We start from the raw sequence: 15,604 nt of genomic DNA on the forward strand, positions 1-15,604 counted from the left end.
GTGACACGTACGCTCACATGTACGGATAGCATCCAGCGCATCCCCTGTGACGTACCGGACACGCCCCCACCCCCTGGCGCTCGTCCACCTTCCGCTTCCGCGCTGCCCCCTCCCTCTCCCGCTCCCGCCCTCCGCTGATCGCCCTAGGACGACAATGTCTCCACGGACAGGTCCCCGGCGCCGCCTCGGCTCCATCCGTCTCTCCCTGATCCTGCTGGCCCTGGTGCCCAGCGTCACGCTCGCCGCCGTCTGGAGCGTGACGACGATCCAGATGTTCTCGGAGGGTCTGGGGCTGCGATCGCAGACCGGGCTGAGCAAGTCGACCGGGGCCATGGGCACGGAGGCGACGCTCGCGCTGCAGCAGGAGCGCAGCTACTCGGCCGTGTGGCTGGCGTCCCGGCAGGAGGAGGCCCGCGGCGCGCTGGACGAGCAGCGCAGCAAGACCGACAAGGCGGTGGCCAAACTCCTCTCCCAGTCGGACGCGATCCAGCAGGCGCCCTCCCGGATCAAGGACCGGCTGTACTCGGTCGTCGCGTCGGTGAGCAGCCTGGAGTACTACCGGGGGCAGGTGGACAACCCCACCGACATCACCGCCGTACAGGCGCTCGGCCAGTACACGTCGATCATCGACGACCAGATCCACGCCTTCCAGGAGCTGTCCCAGGTCGACGACGGCGACCTCACCTCGCAGGCCGGTCCGCTCGTCGCGCTGGAGCACGCGGCGGAACTGGTGTCCCGGGAGGACGCGCTGCTGACGCTGGCCTCGCCGTCGCGGACGATGAGCGAGAAGTCGTGGACCGAGTTCGCGGAGCTGGTGAACACCCGCCGCTGGCTGGTCGAGGACCAGATCCTCCCCTCGCTCACGGGGAGCGCGAAGGCGGAGACCGAGCGGATCCTGGGGAGCCCCCAGTGGGGGACCCTGGAGACCGTCGAGGACCGGGTGCTCGCGGCGCGGACGTCAGCGCGCGGGGACGGGGACATCGCCGTCCCGGACGCGCAGAAGGAGTGGCGGGCCGCGCTAGTCAAGGTCTCCGACGAGTACGAGCTCCTCATCCGGCAGCAGACGACCGCGCTGCTGCAACGCAGCGGCGACAACGCGCGCGGCCTGCTGATCAAGGCCGCCGCCCTGAGTGCGGGCGGTCTGGTCGCGCTGCTGGTGTGCGTCTGGATGTCGTGGCGGATCACACGCTCGCTGTCCCGGCGCCTGCACGGCCTGCGCGAGGCCACCCTCGGCCTCGCCCAGGAGCGGCTGCCCGACGTGGTGGCGCGGCTGGAGCGCGGTGAAAAGGTCGACGTGGAGCTGGCGACCCCGCCGCTGGACTACGGCCACGACGAACTCGGCCAGGTGGCGAAGGCGTTCAACACCGCCCAGCGCACCGCCGTGCACACCGCCGTCGAACTCGCCGACACCCGGCGCGGCTTCCAGAAGGTCATCCTGGGCATCGCCCGGCAGAGCCAGAACCTGGTCAACCTCCAGCTCACCAAGCTCGACGCGCTGGAGCGCGCGCACCAGGACCCCGAGATCCTCAAGGGTCTGTACGAACTGGACTCCACGGCCAGCCAGTTGCGCCGCTACGAGGAGAACCTCGTCATCATCAGCGGCGAGCGGCCCGGCCGCAGCTGGAGCGAACCGGTCGCGCTGATCGACATCCTGCGCAGCGCCGTCGGCGAGGTCGCCGAGTACCAGCGGGTCGAGGTGCAGACGGAGGAGGAGGTGCACCTGGCTCCCCCTGCCGTGGCGGACGTCATCCATCTGCTGGCCGAGCTGATCGAGAACGCCACGCTGTACTCCCCCGCGCCCGCGCCGGTCGGGGTGCGGGCCGCGATGGTGGCCAAGGGCCTCGCCGTGGAGGTCGAGGACCGTGGGCTCGGGATGTCCGAGGAGGACTACGACTCCTTCAACGCCCAGCTCGCCGAGCCCCCGCAGTTCGACGTGGTGGCCCTCGCCGACGACCTGCGCCTCGGCATGTTCGTGATCGCCCGGCTAGCCCAGCGGCACGGCATCGCGGTCACCCTGCGCTCCTCGCCGTTCGGCGGCACGACGGCGATCGTGCTGATCCCGCACGACGTCGTGGTGCGGGACCTGCCGGCCCCGGAGCCGGACGAGGTGGAGCACTCCGGTGCCGCCGAACCGGAGGAGCCCGTACGGGAGTCCCGCCCGGTCGTCCCGGCCCGCACCGCGACCGCTCAGCCCTCCTCCCGGGACTCCGCCTCCGCCACGCGCCGGGAGGGCGGTCTCACCGCGCTGCCCCGCCGGGTGCCGCAGACCAGCCTGGCCGCCGAACTGCGCGAGGAGACGCAGCCCGCCGAGGCCGAGGAGAACGGCTACGACGACTTCACCGCGGAGCGAGCCGCCTCCTCCCTCGCCTGCTTCCAGCGGGGCACGCTCCAGGCCCGCGACGAAGGCGGCGACGAGAGCGCGGACCCGCCCGAGGCGGCCGCGGACCAGCGGATCCCGGCCGCCCGCCGGACGCTCGACGACGTCGCCCCCGAGGAGCCGCCCGCGGCGGACGGCGCCGACGCCGCCGCGGCCTCCTCCCCCACGTCCTCCCCTTCGCCCGCCGACCGCTCATGAAGGACACCGCCATGACACGCCCCACCCCCGCCACGGACACCCAGCTCGACCAGTTGCTCACCGGACTCGTGGAGCGGGTCGCCGACGTCAACCACGCCGTCGTGCTCTCCGAGGACGGTCTGGTGGTGAGCAAGTCCACCGGGTTCCTGCGCGACGACGCCGAGCGGCTGGCGGCGACCGCGTCCGGCCTGATGAGCCTCAGCAAGGGCGTCAGCATGGACTTCAGAGGCGGGCCGGTGCGCCAGGCGCTGATCGAGATGGCCAACAGCTATCTGATCCTCACGTCCGCCGGGCCCGGCGCCCACCTCGTCGTCCTCACCAACCAGGGCGCGGACGTCGGCGTGGTGGCCTACCAGATGAACATGCTGGTGAAGAAGATCGGCGAGCACCTGTCGGCGGCACCGCGGGCCCATGCCGGCCCTGGCGCGTGAGGTGGCCGGAGACGATACGGCGGGCAGGCTGGTACGTCCCTTCACGCTGACCGGCGGCCGGACCAGGCCCAGCCGCACCGACTTCACGCTCATCACGACGGTGACGGCGGTGGATCCGCCGCCGGAGCGGGCGCCCCGTCCGCAGCCCGAGCAGACGCGGATCCTGCGGCGCTGCGCCGGGCCGATCGCCGTCGCGGAGCTGGCGGCCCATCTGGACCTGCCGGTGAGCGTGGTCGCCATCATGCTCTGCGATCTCCTGGAGGCGGGCCTGATCACCGTGCACCCGCCGCACCCCGTCACCCCCCGCACCCCGGACCTGGACCTGCTGCAGAAAGTGAGGGACGGCCTTGGCCGGCTCTGACACCACCGTGGAATCGGTCGCGCCGCCCGACACGGTCAAGATCCTCATCGCCGGCGGCTTCGGCGTCGGCAAGACGACGCTGGTCGGGTCGGTCAGCGAGATCGCCCCGCTGCGCACCGAGGAGCCCTTGACCGCCGCGGGCGTGGGCATCGACGACCTCGCCGGCATCGAGGAGAAGCGGGCCACCACCGTGGCCCTGGACTTCGGCCGGATCACCATCAGCCAGGAACTGGTGCTGTATCTGTTCGGTACGCCCGGGCAGCAGCGGTTCTGGTTCATGTGGAACGACCTGGCGATCGGCGCGCTGGGAGCGGTCGTCCTGATCGACGTCCGCCGGCCGGAGTCCAGCTTCGCGGCGATCGACTTCTTCGAGCGCCGGCAGATCCCCTTCGTCGTCGGCGTGAACGGCTTCCACGGCGAACATCCCTATCCCGCCGAGGAGATCAAGGACGCCCTCGCGCTCCCGGAGCATGTGCGGGTGCTGCTGTGTGACGCGCGGGAGCGCGAGTCGTGCCGGGACGTGCTGATCGCCCTGATCGACCAGTTGATAGCCGACGCCCGGCAGGCGGGCTGAGCGTCACTCCTCGGGGCCGGTGAGCGGCCGGTTCGCGGGTGCGACGATCCTGGCCGTGAGGTCGGGGGCGGCCATCGCGGGGTCGAAGGGGAACATCGGCCGCCGGATCCGGTGGTGGCCGAGCCGCACCAGGTCCTGGTCGACGCCGCCCGGGGTGAGCGCCATCTTCCAGTCGGCGGCCATGGCGAACAGCTCGGGCTCCAGATAGCCGATCTTGACGATCACGAGGTCGGCCGCGCGCGGGTCCAGCTCCAGGCCGGTGAAGTCGCTTTCGAGGTGATACGGCTTGCGCAGCCGGGTCAGGATCACGTGCACGCTGCCCACCCGAAGGACGGCCTCCGTCCCGGCGTCCCGGTCGCCGTGCCGTACGGAGTGCACCACGCCGGTCATCGTGAGCGGCCCGGCGTGCCGGTCGTCGACCTCCGCGCCGGCGGTGACGGTGACCGTGGCGCCGACGCCGGCCTTCACCGCCGTGTCGACCGCGGACGGGCCGGGCAGGGAGGCGTACAGGACGACCGGTCCGGACGGGTCCTTGAACTCCGGGCGGGCCAGCAGGTGTTGGAGTCCCCAGGTGACGTCTCCGGCGCCGCCCGCCGTCGGATTGTCGCCGGTGTCGCTGATGAAGTAGGGGCGGGCGTCGGCGGCGAGGGCCTCGTCGAGGCAGTCGTCCAGGGTGCCGGTCGGGGCGACGAAGGCGAAGTCGTCGCGGGCGTCCCAGAATCCGCGGGCGAGCCGCTCGGCGCCCGCGGTGACGGCGGCCTCGTCGGATCCGGTGACCACGACGGCGGCCCGGTTGCGCGGCTCGTCCGCCCAGGCGTACCCGACCCAGATCGCCGCGTCGGTCACCCCGTCGGCCGCTGCCACGTCCTCGACGGCCGCGTACACGCTCTTCGCGGGTTCGATACGGGTGGAGGTCTGCTCCCCGGCCAGCAGCACCGGGACCGGCACCCAGGCCTTGACGGGGCGGGGCGCGCCGCTCGCCAGGAGGTCGACGAGGTTGCGGGCGGCCCGCTCCTTGGTCTCCATGGCGTCCTCGTGCGGGGCCATGCGGTAACAGGTGATCAGATCGCTGAGGTGGACGAGCGGGCGCGAGACGTTGCCGTGCAGGTCCATGGAGGTCGACACGAGGACGTCCGGTCCGACAGCCTCGCGGACACGGGCCAGCAGGTCCGCCTCCGCGTCATCGAGCCCCTCGACGGTCATCGCGCCGTGGATGTCGAACCAGAGGCCGTCGAGCGGCCCCAACTCCCGGAGTCGGTCGATGAGTTCGCGGGACAGCTCGGCGTACGCCGCCGCCGTCACCGTTCCGCCGGGGAGCGCCTTGCCGACCAGGGCGCCACGCCAGTCGGCGGCGTCCCGCAGGGGCCGGCCCGGCGCCAGGAACGGGTAGCGGTCGAGGACCTCCGGTCCGCGCCGTGGGTGGAAGGCGGGGGCCTCGGTGCGGGCCGGGGAAAAGGTCGACGACTCGATGCCGAGGCCGGCGATCGCGACGACGGGACGGAGGCGGGGCTGGAGCTGGGACTGGGGCATGGCTCCTCCTGAGGGTCAGGGGTGGGTGCCGGCGACCGACTGCAGTGCGTGGGCCAGCGCCCGCTGGAGCGCGAACTGGCCCGCGCCGACCAGGCCGGCGTCGGCGCCGAGGCCGGCCCGCTCGATGACCAGGTGCTCGGTGACCAGCGGATGGCAGCCCTCGTACAACTGGCTGCGCACGGCGGCGACGAAGGGCTCCAGCGTGGAGAGGATGCCGCCGAGGTACACGGCGTCGGGGTTGAAGAAGTTGACGTTGGCGGCCAGCACCATGCCGAGGTAGCGGCCGGCCTGCCGGACCGCGCGCGTCGCCTCGGGGTCGGCATCGCCGGCGAGGCGTACGACGTCCTCGGTGGACGTCACCTCCAGGCCCCGTTCGCGCAGGATGCGGACCAGCGCCGCCCCCGAGGCGACCGTCTCCAGGCATCCGGTGTTGCCGCAGGAGCAGGGGATGTCGTGGGCCGCCTCGACGCGGACGTGGGTGATCTCGCCGGCCGCGCCCGAACCGCCCCGGTAGAGGCGGCCGTCGGCGATGACGCCCGCGCCGATGCCGGTGCCCGCCTTCACCATGATGGCCTGGCGTTGCCCGGCGGGCCGGACGCTGTGCTCGCCGACGGCCATGCAGTTGGCGTCGTTCTCGATGGCCACCGGGACCCCGAACCGTTCCTGGAGCCAGTCCCGTACCGGGAACCGGTTCCAGCCCGGCATGCGCGCGGGCAGCGTCACCAGGCCCGGCTCGACGTCGACCGGGCCCGGCAGGCAGAGGCCGACACCTCTGAGGGACTCCCGCCCGTTCCGCTCGGCGAGGTTCTCCAGGGTCTCGACCAGGCCGGGCAGCGAGGCCTGCGGTCCGTCGGCCGTCGCGAACGGCACCGTGGAGACGTCGGTGAGTCCGCCGCCGGGGTGGACGACGCCGACATGGGCGTGCTTGCCGCCGAGTTCGGCCGCCACGGCGTAGCCGTCGCTGCCGCCGAGCCGGAGCACCTTGCGCGGCCGGCCGCCGGTGGACGACATGGTGCCCTCCTCGGTGACCAGGCCGTAGTCCAGCAGCTTGCTCACCGCGAACGAGACCGTCGACGGAGCGGCGCCAAGCAGCTCGGAGAGTTCCGTGCGCGTGGACGCCTGCCCGGAGGCGAGGAGTTCGAGGATGCGCCGGGTTAACGACCCACTTTTTTCAGTCATGGACGAAGTTACTTCCGTCATCTGCGGTCGGGACAGCGAGAGTAGGCCGCGGGAGCACCCTCCGGGCTAATTCCAGAACAGCAGAAACATACTTTTTACAGCAGGACTCCTGTTTCTTCGAACAGACGGGGCTTTCACTGACTGCACCTCGCTTCTGTCCCCTGAGGAGAGCCATGTCCCCTGCTCGCACGAGACTCCTCGCCGCTGCCGCCGTCCTGTCCGCCGGCACGCTGCTGCTCGCGGGCTGCTCCGGGAGCAGCGGTACGCCGTCCGGATCCCGCGACTCCATCAACTACGCGCTGCCTGCGAACTTCACGCCGAACTGGATCCTGCCGATCGGCACCGCGGCGCATCTCAACACCAACAACATCTCCATCGCGAACACGCTGTGGGAGCCGCTCATCGCCTACGACGGCTCCACCGGTGAGATCGCCTGGAACAAAGCCGGTTCGGTCGCCATCGACGCCGACTTCGCGCCCGACAACAAGAGCGTGCGGATCACCCTGGGCGACCGGCACTGGAGCGACGGCAAGCCGATCACCTCCCGTGACGTCCAGTTCTGGTTCGACCTCATCAAGGCGAACAAGGCTAAGTGGGCGGGGTACAACCCGGGCCAGGCGCCGGACAACTGGACGTCCTTCAAGGCCGAGGACGACCGCCACTTCACGCTCACCTTCGACAAGGCCTACAACCCGCAGTGGATGCTGGCCAACGAGTTGAGCTCCATCACACCGCTGCCGCAACACACCTGGGACAAGGGCGGCGACGCCAAGCAGGTGTGGACGTACCTCAACAACGCCGCGAAGAACATCGGCGACTACGAGAAGAACGCCCTCTGGAAGACCATCAGCGGCCCGTACGCGGTGAAGTCCTACTCGACGTCCGGCAAGGTGGTCCTCACCGCCAACAAGAAGTACGACGGCGGCGAGAAGCCGGCGATCCCCACGGTGAACCTGCTCCCCTTCACCACGGCCGACGCCGAGAAGAACGCCCTGCGCTCCGGCAGCGTCGACTACGGCTACATCGAGGCGACCGACCTCGACCAGAAGGAGAGCTTCACCGCGCAGGGGTACGAGGTGAAGCCGTGGTCCGGCTGGGCGATCACCTACATGCCGTACAACTTCAACAACCCGGCCATGGGCGCGGTGTTCAAACAGCTGTATGCCCGCCAGGCCGTCCAGCGCTCCATCGACCAGGCGAGTCTGGCGAAGGTCGTCTTCAACGGTACGGCGGTCGCCGGCTACGGCCCGGTCCCGCAGGGGCAGGCGTCCGACTTCGTCTCCCGGGCGCAGAAGGACAACCCGTATCCGTTCTCGACGAAGGCCGCCCGGGAGCTGCTGACCGGTCACGGCTGGACCGAGCAGGGCGGCGTCATGACCTGCACGAGTCCCGGGACCGGGGCCTCCCAGTGCGGTGCGGGCGTCGCCGGGGGCACCAGGTTCGAGATGCAGGTGCTGTCGCAGTCCGGCTCGACGGTCACCGCCAACATGATGAGCGCGATCCAGTCCTCGCTCGCCAGGACCGGCATCAAGTTCTCGATCAAGACCGCGCCCGTCAACTCGGTGCTGGCGCAGACCCCGCAGTGCAAGGCGAGCCAGTCGATCTGCAAGTGGCAGCTGTCCTTCTTCGGCACGGCCGGCAGCTGGTACTTCCCGGCCTTCCCGACCGGTGACTCGCTGTTCCAGACCGGCGGCGGCTCGAACTTCGGCAACTACTCCAACCCGGACGTCGACAAACTCATCTCCGCCTCCACGACGTCGAGTTCGACCAAGGCGGTCCAGGACTACAGCGCGGCCCTCGCCGAGGACCTGCCGGTGGTCTGGCTGCCGGAACCCGTCTACCAGGTCTCGGTCATCAGGAACGGTCTCGGCGGCTTCTCCCAGGACTCGCTCGCCAACTTCCACCCCGCGCAGTGGAAGTGGACCGGCTGAGGCATGGACACGCTCCTGTATCTCAGCCGCCGCCTCCTGCAAGCGCTCGCCGTGATCCTGATCGTCACGATCGTGGTCTTCTGCCTGCTGCACACCCTGCCCGGAGGCCCCGCACGCGGGATCCTCGGCCCGCAGGCGACGGCCCAGCAGATCGCCGCGTTCAACCACGAACAGGGGCTCGACCGGTCGCTGCCCGTGCAGTACGTCTACTACTTGCGCGAGTTGGCGCAGGGTGACCTCGGGACGTCGTACACCCTCAATGAGGCGGTGTCGCGGCTGATCGAACAGCGGCTGCCGAAGACGCTGGTGCTGACCGTGCTGTCCGCGCTGGTCGGGCTGCTGCTGGCCATTCCGCTCGGCATGTGGCAGGCGGTGCGGCGCAACAAGCCGGCCGACTACGTCATCACCACGCTGAGCTTCGTCGCGTACTCGACGCCGGTGTACTTCCTGGGACTGATCCTGGTGCTGGTCTTCACCCAGACCCTGCGGTGGTTCCCGTCGCAGGCGCCCCAAGGGGACACGTTGGCCCAGGTGTTCGCCGATCCGGCGGCACTGGTGCTGCCGGTCGTGACGGGGGCGGCTTCGATGGTGGCCGTGTTCAGTCGGTACATGCGGGCGGCGACGCTGGAGAACCTGTCCGAGGACTATGTGCGGACCGCGCGGGCGGGTGGGGCCGGGCAGTACGCGGTCCTGTTCCGGCACGTGTTCCGGAACTCCCTGACGCCGGTGGTCGCGATGCTCGGGTACTACGTGCCGGTGCTGTTCGGTGGGGCGTTGGTGGTCGAGCAGCTCTTCAACTATCCGGGGATGGGGCTGTTGTTCTGGTCCGCCGCGCAGTCTTCCGACTACCCGGTGTTGCTGGGGTGCGTGCTTGTCATCTCCGTGGCGACCGTGGTGGGGACCTTGCTCGCGGATGTGGTGCAGCGAGTTGTCGATCCTCGGGTGAAGGAGGGGCGGGCGTGAGTGGTCGTGTTGAAGCTGCGGGCCGGTGGGGGCTGGGCGCGCCCCGCGGAGGAGCCGCGAATCGACGCAGCCCCGCGCCCCTGAGAGCGCGCTTCGCGCGCAACAGGCTCGCCATGGCCGGGGTCCTGATTGTTCTGCTCTTCCTGCTCTTCTGCTTCGTCGGCCCGCTGCTGTACTCCACCGACCAGACCCACACCGACCTCACCCAGGTCAACCTCCCGCCCAGCTCAGCGCACTGGCTCGGTACCGATGCCGTCGGGCACGACCAGCTCGGGCGGCTCATGTACGGCGGCCAGGTGTCCCTGCTCGTCGGGCTCGCGGCCGGGGTGCTGGCGACCGTGATCGGGACGTTGTGGGGTGCGGTCGCGGGGTACGCGGGCGGCTGGGTGGACGCGGTGATGATGCGGGTGGTGGACGCGGGGATCGCGATTCCCGCGCTGTTCATCCTGCTGGTCGTGTCCGCGATCACCACGCCGGGCACGGCCGGCCTGATCGTGATCCTCGGCTTGGTGTCGTGGCTGGTGCCGTCCCGGCTGGTACGGGCCGAGACCCTGACCCTGAAGAACCGCGACTACGTGCTGACGCTGCGCGCGACCGGCGGCACGCACGGCCGGGCGATCCGGCGGCACATCCTGCCGAACTCGGTGTCGACGATCGTGGTCGCGGCGACGTTCCAGATCGCCGACGCGATCCTGCTCGTCGCGTATGTGTCGTATCTCGGGCTGGGCGTCCAGCCGCCGAAGACCGACTGGGGCGGCATGCTGTCGGCCGGTCTGACGGCGGCGTACTCCGGGCGCTGGTGGCTGATCGTTCCGCCGGGCCTCGCGATCATCCTCGTCGTGTGCGCGTTCAACGCGATCGGCGACGGGCTGCGTGACGCCTTCGACGTGAAGGGACGCGGATGAACATCCTTGAGATCGCCGACCTGGGCGTGACCTTCTCGACCGACACCGGTGACGTGGCCGCCGTGCGCGGAGTGTCGCTGCACGTACGGCCCGGCGAGACGCTGGCCCTTGTCGGTGAGTCCGGGTCCGGCAAGTCGACGGTGGCGCTCGCCGCGATGGGGCTGCTGCCGGGCAGCGCGCAAGCCTCGGGCCGGGTGACCGTCGACGGCACAGACGTGGTGGGCGCGCCGGAGGCCGAGCTGACCCGGCTGCGGGGCCGTACCGCCTCCATGGTCTTCCAGGAACCGGCGACCGCCCTCGATCCGCTGACTCGGGTCGGCTCCCAGATCGCGGAGGTCATTCGGAACCATCGGGAGGTCTCCCGGTCGGAGGCCGCCCGTGCGGCGGTCGACCTCCTGCGCCGGGTCGGCATTCCCGAGCCGGAGAGGCGGGCGTCGGCCTTTCCCTTCCAGCTGTCGGGCGGGCAGCGCCAGCGCGTCGTCATCGCCATGGCGATCGCCAACTCGCCGGGGCTGCTCATCGCCGACGAGCCGACGACCGCGCTGGATGTGACCGTGCAGGCCGAGATCCTCGATCTTCTACGGCGGTTGGCTGCCGACTCGGACACGGGAGTGCTGCTGGTCACGCACAACATGGGTGTGGTCGCCGACTTCGCGGACCGGGTCGCCGTGATGCTGCGGGGCGAGATCGTGGAGACGGGGACGGTGGAGGACGTGCTGTTGCGGCCGCAGCACGAGTACACGCGGGGCTTGCTTGCGGCGGTGCCCCGGCTGCGGCTCAGCGGTGAGGACCCGCCCGCGGCGCAGAAGGCGCCCGTGGTGCAACTGCGGGACGTGTCGGTGCGGTTCGGGCGGGTCCGGGCGCTGGAGGGCGTCTCCCTGGACGTCCGCCCCGGCGAAACCGTCGGCGTCGTGGGCGAGTCCGGGTCGGGCAAGTCGACGGCGGCCAGGGTCGCGCTCGGGCTCATCGCGCCCGCCGCCGGCTCGGTGTCGCTGTTCGGCACCGATCTGGGACGCGCCCGGGGGCGGAAGCGGCGGGCTCTGCTGTCCGGCGTCGGCGTGGTGCTCCAGGACCCGGTGGCGTCACTGGACGTGCGGATGAGCGTGGCGGAGTGCGTCGCCGAGCCGCTCCGGGTGCACCGGCGGCGCATGGCGGCGGCCGAGCGGCGCGCCAGGGTCGCCGAAGTGCTGGAACTGGTGCGGTTGCCAAGGGAGTTGGCGGGCCGTGGGCCGCGTGAGCTGTCCGGGGGTCAGCGGCAGCGGGTGAGTCTCGCGCGGGCGCTGGTGCTGGACCCCCGGCTGCTGGTCGCGGACGAGCCGACGAGCGCGCTGGACGTGAGTGTGCAGCGCACGGTGCTGGAGGTCATCGCCGAGTTGCAGCGTGAGCTGGGGTTCGCCTGTCTCTTCGTCTCCCACGACCTGGCCGTCGTGCAGGAGTTCGCGCAGCGCGTCGTCGTCATGCGGGAGGGCCGCATCGAGGAGCAGGGGCCGACCATGACGACCCTGCTGCGTCCGGAGACGGAGTACACGCGCCGGCTCATCGCGGCCGTGCCCGTGCCGGATCCGGTGCTGCAGCGGCGGCGCAGGGAACGCCGGGCGGCGCTCGGGACGGGGGCCGGCGCATGACGCGGGGAGTGCTTGCCGGTGTCGACATCGGCGGTACGACGACCCAGGTGGTGCTGTGCGACCCGGACCTCGGCGTCCTGGACCGCGCGGGCGTGCCCACCCCGGCCTCCGACGGCGGGACGGCGATGGCCGGCGCCGCGCTGGATGCCGTACGGCTGCTGCTGGGGCGTACTCCCGCGCGGCTGCTCGGCGTCGGGGTGGGCGCGGCGGGCGTGGTGGACGCGCGGGAGGGGCGGGTCCTGGTGGCCAGCGACTCGTTCCGCGGCTGGGCCGGGTTCGCGGTGACGGCGGCGTTCGAGGAGGCGCTGGGCGTACCGGCGTTCCTGGACAACGACGTCAACGCCTTCCTGCGCGGGGAGGCGACGGCCGGTTCGGTGGCGGGCGAGCCGGATGTGCTCGGGATGACGCTGGGCACGGGGGTCGGCGGGGCGCTGTGGCTGGGCGGCGTGCTCCACGACGGCCCGCACGGCGCGGCGGGCGAGATCGGGCACATCCCCGGTTTCGGCGACCTGCCCTGCACCTGCGGCGCTCGCGGGCATCTGGAGACCCTGGCCTCCGGCCGCGCGATCGCCGACCGGTACGCCGAGCGGACGGGCCGTTCGCGCACGTCCGTGGAGGTCGCCGAGGCCGCGCGGTCGGGAGACGGGGACGCGCTCGCCGTGTACCACGCGGCGGGGGCCGCCGTCGCCCGTGCTCTGCTTGTCACGGCGGGCCTGCTGGACGTCACCACGGTGGTCGTCGGCGGTGGCGTGAGCCGCTCCTGGGCTTTGCTGGAGCGCTCGATCCGTACTGCCCTGGCCGCCGAGCCGCCCGTCAGCGGCCATCCCGTCCGCGTCCTGCCGGCCGGGCTCGGTGCCGACGCGGTGGCGATCGGGGCGGCGGCACGCGCGCGTACGGAACTGGGGCCCCTGGTCGGCCGGGTGGCGAAAATCCGCCAAGGATGACCGTGTGATTGACGCGGACCCGGCGCTCTCCTACCTTCTGGTCGATTCACCGAACTCCGTTCGAAATATCGACAGTTCGGCATTCGACGCCGGCCTGCCCGTCCGCCCCCGACCACACGGCCCGCACCGACCACGCACCCCCTGGAGCGCACATGGCCCACCCCTCCCGCAGACATGTCCTCGGCATGGCAGCGACCGTTCCGCTCGCGGCGACCGGCGCCCTGGCCCTCGGAGCCGGGACGGCCCACGCCGTCGACTCGGCCTACGTCATGGCCTACTTCACCGAGTCCACCACCATGCTCGAGGCCGACTACGGTCTCCACCTGGCCGTCAGCACCGACGGTCTGCGCTGGATGCCGCTGAACCAGAACAACCCGGTGGTCACCCCGGCCCTGGGCGCGGGAGGCCTGCGCGACCCGTTCGTCCTGCGCAAGCAGGACGGCACCTTCGTGGTGCTGGCGACCGACCTCAAGGGCACCGACTGGAGCCGCAACAGCGTCAACATCCACGTCTGGGACTCGACCGACCTGCGGTCCTTCACGGGCTATCGGCTGCTGAAGCTGCACGACATGACCGGCACCCACAGCTGGGCGCCCGAGGCCTACTGGGACGCCGGACGCGGGCAGTACGGCATCCTCTACTCGTCGGTGAACAGCAGCGGCCACAACGTGATCATGGTCAGCTACACGACCGACTTCCGCACCAGCCGGAATCCACAGGTCTTCTTCGACCCCGGCCACGACGTCATCGACGGCAATCTGACCGTGGGCGTGAACGGCGTCAACTACCTCTACTTCAAGCGCGACCAGACGCTGGTCGGCGCCCGGTCCGCCTCACTCGACCCCGGCAGCTTCACCGTCTTCAGCACCCCGGCCGCACACGGCGGCACCGAGGCGCCCACGGTGGTGAAGTCACTGACGTCCGACACCTGGTACCTGTGGGGAGACACGTACACGCCCAACGGCGTCTTCTACGCCTGGCAGTCGGCCGACCTCGCCGCCGGCACGTGGACGGCGCTCGACCAGCGCCTCTACACCCAGCCGCTCAACTCCAAGCACTGCGGCATCCAGCCGATCACGCAGGCCCAGTACACCAACCTGGTCTCGCACTGGGGAGCTCCGGCCTGGAACCGGCTCAAGTCGTACAACTATCCGGCGCGTTACGTCCGGCACAGCGGCTTCGCCGGCCGGATCGACGCGTACCCCTTCGACCCGTTCCCCGACTCGCAGTGGAAGCTGGTGCCGGGCCTCGCCGACTCCTCCGGAGTGTCCTTCCAGTCGGTCAACTACCCGACCCGCTATCTGCGGCACTACAGCTACGCCCTGCGCCTCGACGAGAGCGACGGCACGTCGGCGTTCGCGGGGGACGCGACCTTCTACCGGACGGCCGGGCTCGCCGACGCGTCCTGGGCGTCGTTCCGCTCGTACAACAACCCGACCCGCTACCTCAGGCACGCGGACTACGCCCTGCGCATCGACCCGGTCTCCACGGCCGGCGAGCGCCAGGACGCCACGTTCCAGGTCGGTTACTGAGCGGCCCGGGGACGGGGTGGGGCTGTGGCGGCACCGGCCGGCCACGGCCCCACCCCCGGCCACGTCAGTTGAGGCCGGCCGTCTTCAGCCAGGCCTTCGCCACGTCCAGCGGGTCCTTGCTCTCCAGCTGCACCTGGGAGTCCAGGTCGAGGAGCGTCTTGGTGTCCAGCTTGGCCGAGACCGCGTTGAGCGCGTCGACGCCCTCCTGGGAGAGGCCGCTCTTGTAGACGAGCGGGGTCACGTTGGCGAAACCGAAGAGGCTCTTCGGGTCCTTCAGGACGACGAAGCCCTCCTTGATGATCGTCGGGTCGGTGGTGAAGATGTCCGCGGCCTGCACGGTGTTCTTCGTCAGCGCCGCCTGGGTGAGCGGGCCGCCCGCGTCCAGCGCCTTGAAGGACTTGAACTTCAGGCCGTACTCGGACTCCAGGCCCTTGAGGCCCTGGTGCCGGGTCTGGAACTCGGGCGAGCCGCCGATCACCATGTCCGGGGCGATGTCCTTGAGGTCCTCAAGGCTGGAGTCGGCCGTCAGCTTGTACTTCTTCGCCGTCTCGGCGTTGATGCTGACGGAGTCCTTGTCCTCGGCCGGCGAGGACTCCAGCAGCGTCAGCTTCGCGTCCAGCTTGCTCTTGACCGCGGCGTTCACGGTGTCGGCCGACTTCTGCTCCGCCTTGTCGTCGAGGTAGGCGAGCAGCGAGCCGTTGTACTCCGGCAGGACCGTGATGGAGCCGTTCTTCAGCAGACCGTAGGTCGTCTCGCGGCTGCCGATGTTGGGCTTGTAGGTGACCTTGATGCCCTTGGCCTTGAGGGCCTCGCCGTAGATGTCGGCGAGCAGGATGCTCTCGGCGAAGTTGTTCGAGCCGACGACCACGGTGTCGCCGCTCGGCTTGTCCCCGGCCAGGGGGTCGGACTTGTCGTCGGAGGAGGAACATCCCGCCAGCAGCGCCGCCGTGGCGGCGAGCGCGACAGCGGCCGCGCCGGGATGGTTCCTGAAGGACCTGCTGCTTACGGCGGTGGAAGTCACGATTCCCGTTCCGGTTCGAGGGGGTTGGAGAAG

General features: G+C 70.7%; 13 protein-coding genes. 10 read left to right on the top strand and 3 right to left on the bottom strand.

Features of this window, described 5'->3' with window-relative positions:
• Window positions 1-154: 154 nt before the first annotated feature.
• Genes OHT51_RS09535 through OHT51_RS09550 form a run of 4 tightly spaced genes read left to right on the top strand, consistent with a single transcriptional unit; the run spans window position 155 to window position 3,941 of the window.
• Window positions 155-2,575 (top strand): nitrate- and nitrite sensing domain-containing protein, encoded by a 2,421-nt coding sequence (locus tag OHT51_RS09535; protein WP_328878485.1) that lies wholly within the window; start codon window positions 155-157, stop codon window positions 2,573-2,575.
• Between the two features lie 11 nt (window positions 2,576-2,586).
• The gene (locus tag OHT51_RS09540) at window positions 2,587-3,006 is read left to right on the top strand and encodes a roadblock/LC7 domain-containing protein (RefSeq protein ID WP_328878486.1); all 420 of its coding nucleotides are present in this window, start codon (window positions 2,587-2,589) and stop codon (window positions 3,004-3,006) included.
• Complete coding sequence (locus OHT51_RS09545; protein WP_328878487.1) at window positions 2,987-3,367, top strand: DUF742 domain-containing protein; 381 nt, start codon at window positions 2,987-2,989, stop codon at window positions 3,365-3,367. The genes OHT51_RS09540 and OHT51_RS09545 overlap by 20 nt, the downstream gene beginning before the upstream one ends.
• Window positions 3,354-3,941 (top strand): GTP-binding protein, encoded by a 588-nt coding sequence (locus OHT51_RS09550; RefSeq protein ID WP_328878488.1) that lies wholly within the window; start codon window positions 3,354-3,356, stop codon window positions 3,939-3,941. The genes OHT51_RS09545 and OHT51_RS09550 overlap by 14 nt, the downstream gene beginning before the upstream one ends.
• A 3-nt stretch (window positions 3,942-3,944) precedes the next feature.
• Here the strand turns inward: OHT51_RS09550 and OHT51_RS09555 are convergent, their stop codons facing one another.
• Window positions 3,945-5,471 carry a M81 family metallopeptidase gene (locus OHT51_RS09555; protein ID WP_328878489.1) on the bottom strand — a complete coding sequence of 509 codons (1,527 nt, stop codon included), beginning with the start codon at window positions 5,469-5,471 and terminating at the stop codon, window positions 3,945-3,947.
• Between the two features lie 15 nt (window positions 5,472-5,486).
• Window positions 5,487-6,650 (bottom strand): ROK family transcriptional regulator, encoded by a 1,164-nt coding sequence (locus OHT51_RS09560; protein WP_328878490.1) that lies wholly within the window; start codon window positions 6,648-6,650, stop codon window positions 5,487-5,489.
• A 173-nt stretch (window positions 6,651-6,823) separates the two neighbouring features.
• Between OHT51_RS09560 and OHT51_RS09565 the strand changes: the two genes are divergently transcribed.
• The 6 genes from OHT51_RS09565 (at window position 6,824) to OHT51_RS09590 (ending at window position 14,550) form a co-directional block, all read left to right on the top strand.
• Window positions 6,824-8,581: a peptide ABC transporter substrate-binding protein gene (locus OHT51_RS09565; RefSeq protein WP_328878491.1), complete on the top strand. Its 1,758-nt coding sequence runs from the start codon at window positions 6,824-6,826 to the stop codon at window positions 8,579-8,581.
• A gap of 3 nt (window positions 8,582-8,584) precedes the next feature.
• Entirely contained in the window at window positions 8,585-9,544 is a 960-nt protein-coding gene (locus tag OHT51_RS09570; protein ID WP_328878492.1) for an ABC transporter permease, read from the top strand.
• A gap of 32 nt (window positions 9,545-9,576) precedes the next feature.
• A complete protein-coding gene (locus OHT51_RS09575; RefSeq protein ID WP_328884285.1) occupies window positions 9,577-10,449 on the top strand; it encodes an ABC transporter permease in 873 nt (290 codons plus the stop codon).
• A complete protein-coding gene (locus tag OHT51_RS09580) occupies window positions 10,446-12,074 on the top strand; it encodes an ABC transporter ATP-binding protein (RefSeq protein WP_328878493.1) in 1,629 nt (542 codons plus the stop codon). Before OHT51_RS09575 ends, OHT51_RS09580 begins: the two co-directional genes overlap by 4 nt.
• A complete protein-coding gene (locus OHT51_RS09585) occupies window positions 12,071-13,018 on the top strand; it encodes an ROK family protein (protein ID WP_328878494.1) in 948 nt (315 codons plus the stop codon). Before OHT51_RS09580 ends, OHT51_RS09585 begins: the two co-directional genes overlap by 4 nt.
• 152 nt (window positions 13,019-13,170) lie before the next feature.
• Window positions 13,171-14,550, top strand: coding sequence for a glycoside hydrolase family 43 protein (locus OHT51_RS09590; RefSeq protein ID WP_328878495.1), 1,380 nt, complete (start codon window positions 13,171-13,173; stop codon window positions 14,548-14,550).
• Window positions 14,551-14,614: 64 nt separating this feature from the next.
• Here OHT51_RS09590 and OHT51_RS09595 read toward each other — a convergent pair whose 3' ends face one another.
• Complete coding sequence (locus OHT51_RS09595) at window positions 14,615-15,571, bottom strand: ABC transporter substrate-binding protein (protein WP_328878496.1); 957 nt, start codon at window positions 15,569-15,571, stop codon at window positions 14,615-14,617.
• Window positions 15,572-15,604: the final 33 nt, after the last annotated feature.

This window comes from Streptomyces sp. NBC_00299 (assembly GCF_036173045.1).
Taxonomy (GTDB): Bacteria; Actinomycetota; Actinomycetes; order Streptomycetales; family Streptomycetaceae; genus Streptomyces; species Streptomyces machairae.

What these genes read in the sequence shown, in the direction of transcription:
- OHT51_RS09535 (WP_328878485.1), top strand. Translation starts at nt 155, where the DNA reads ATGTCTCCACGGACAGGTCCCCGGCGCCGCCTCGGCTCCATCCGTCTC.
- OHT51_RS09540 (WP_328878486.1), top strand. Translation starts at nt 2,587, where the DNA reads ATGACACGCCCCACCCCCGCCACGGACACCCAGCTCGACCAGTTGCTC.
- OHT51_RS09545 (WP_328878487.1), top strand. Translation starts at nt 2,987, where the DNA reads ATGCCGGCCCTGGCGCGTGAGGTGGCCGGAGACGATACGGCGGGCAGG.
- OHT51_RS09555 (WP_328878489.1), bottom strand. Translation starts at nt 5,471, where the DNA reads ATGCCCCAGTCCCAGCTCCAGCCCCGCCTCCGTCCCGTCGTCGCGATC.
- OHT51_RS09560 (WP_328878490.1), bottom strand. Translation starts at nt 6,650, where the DNA reads ATGACTGAAAAAAGTGGGTCGTTAACCCGGCGCATCCTCGAACTCCTC.
- OHT51_RS09565 (WP_328878491.1), top strand. Translation starts at nt 6,824, where the DNA reads ATGTCCCCTGCTCGCACGAGACTCCTCGCCGCTGCCGCCGTCCTGTCC.
- OHT51_RS09570 (WP_328878492.1), top strand. Translation starts at nt 8,585, where the DNA reads ATGGACACGCTCCTGTATCTCAGCCGCCGCCTCCTGCAAGCGCTCGCC.
- OHT51_RS09580 (WP_328878493.1), top strand. Translation starts at nt 10,446, where the DNA reads ATGAACATCCTTGAGATCGCCGACCTGGGCGTGACCTTCTCGACCGAC.
- OHT51_RS09585 (WP_328878494.1), top strand. Translation starts at nt 12,071, where the DNA reads ATGACGCGGGGAGTGCTTGCCGGTGTCGACATCGGCGGTACGACGACC.
- OHT51_RS09590 (WP_328878495.1), top strand. Translation starts at nt 13,171, where the DNA reads ATGGCCCACCCCTCCCGCAGACATGTCCTCGGCATGGCAGCGACCGTT.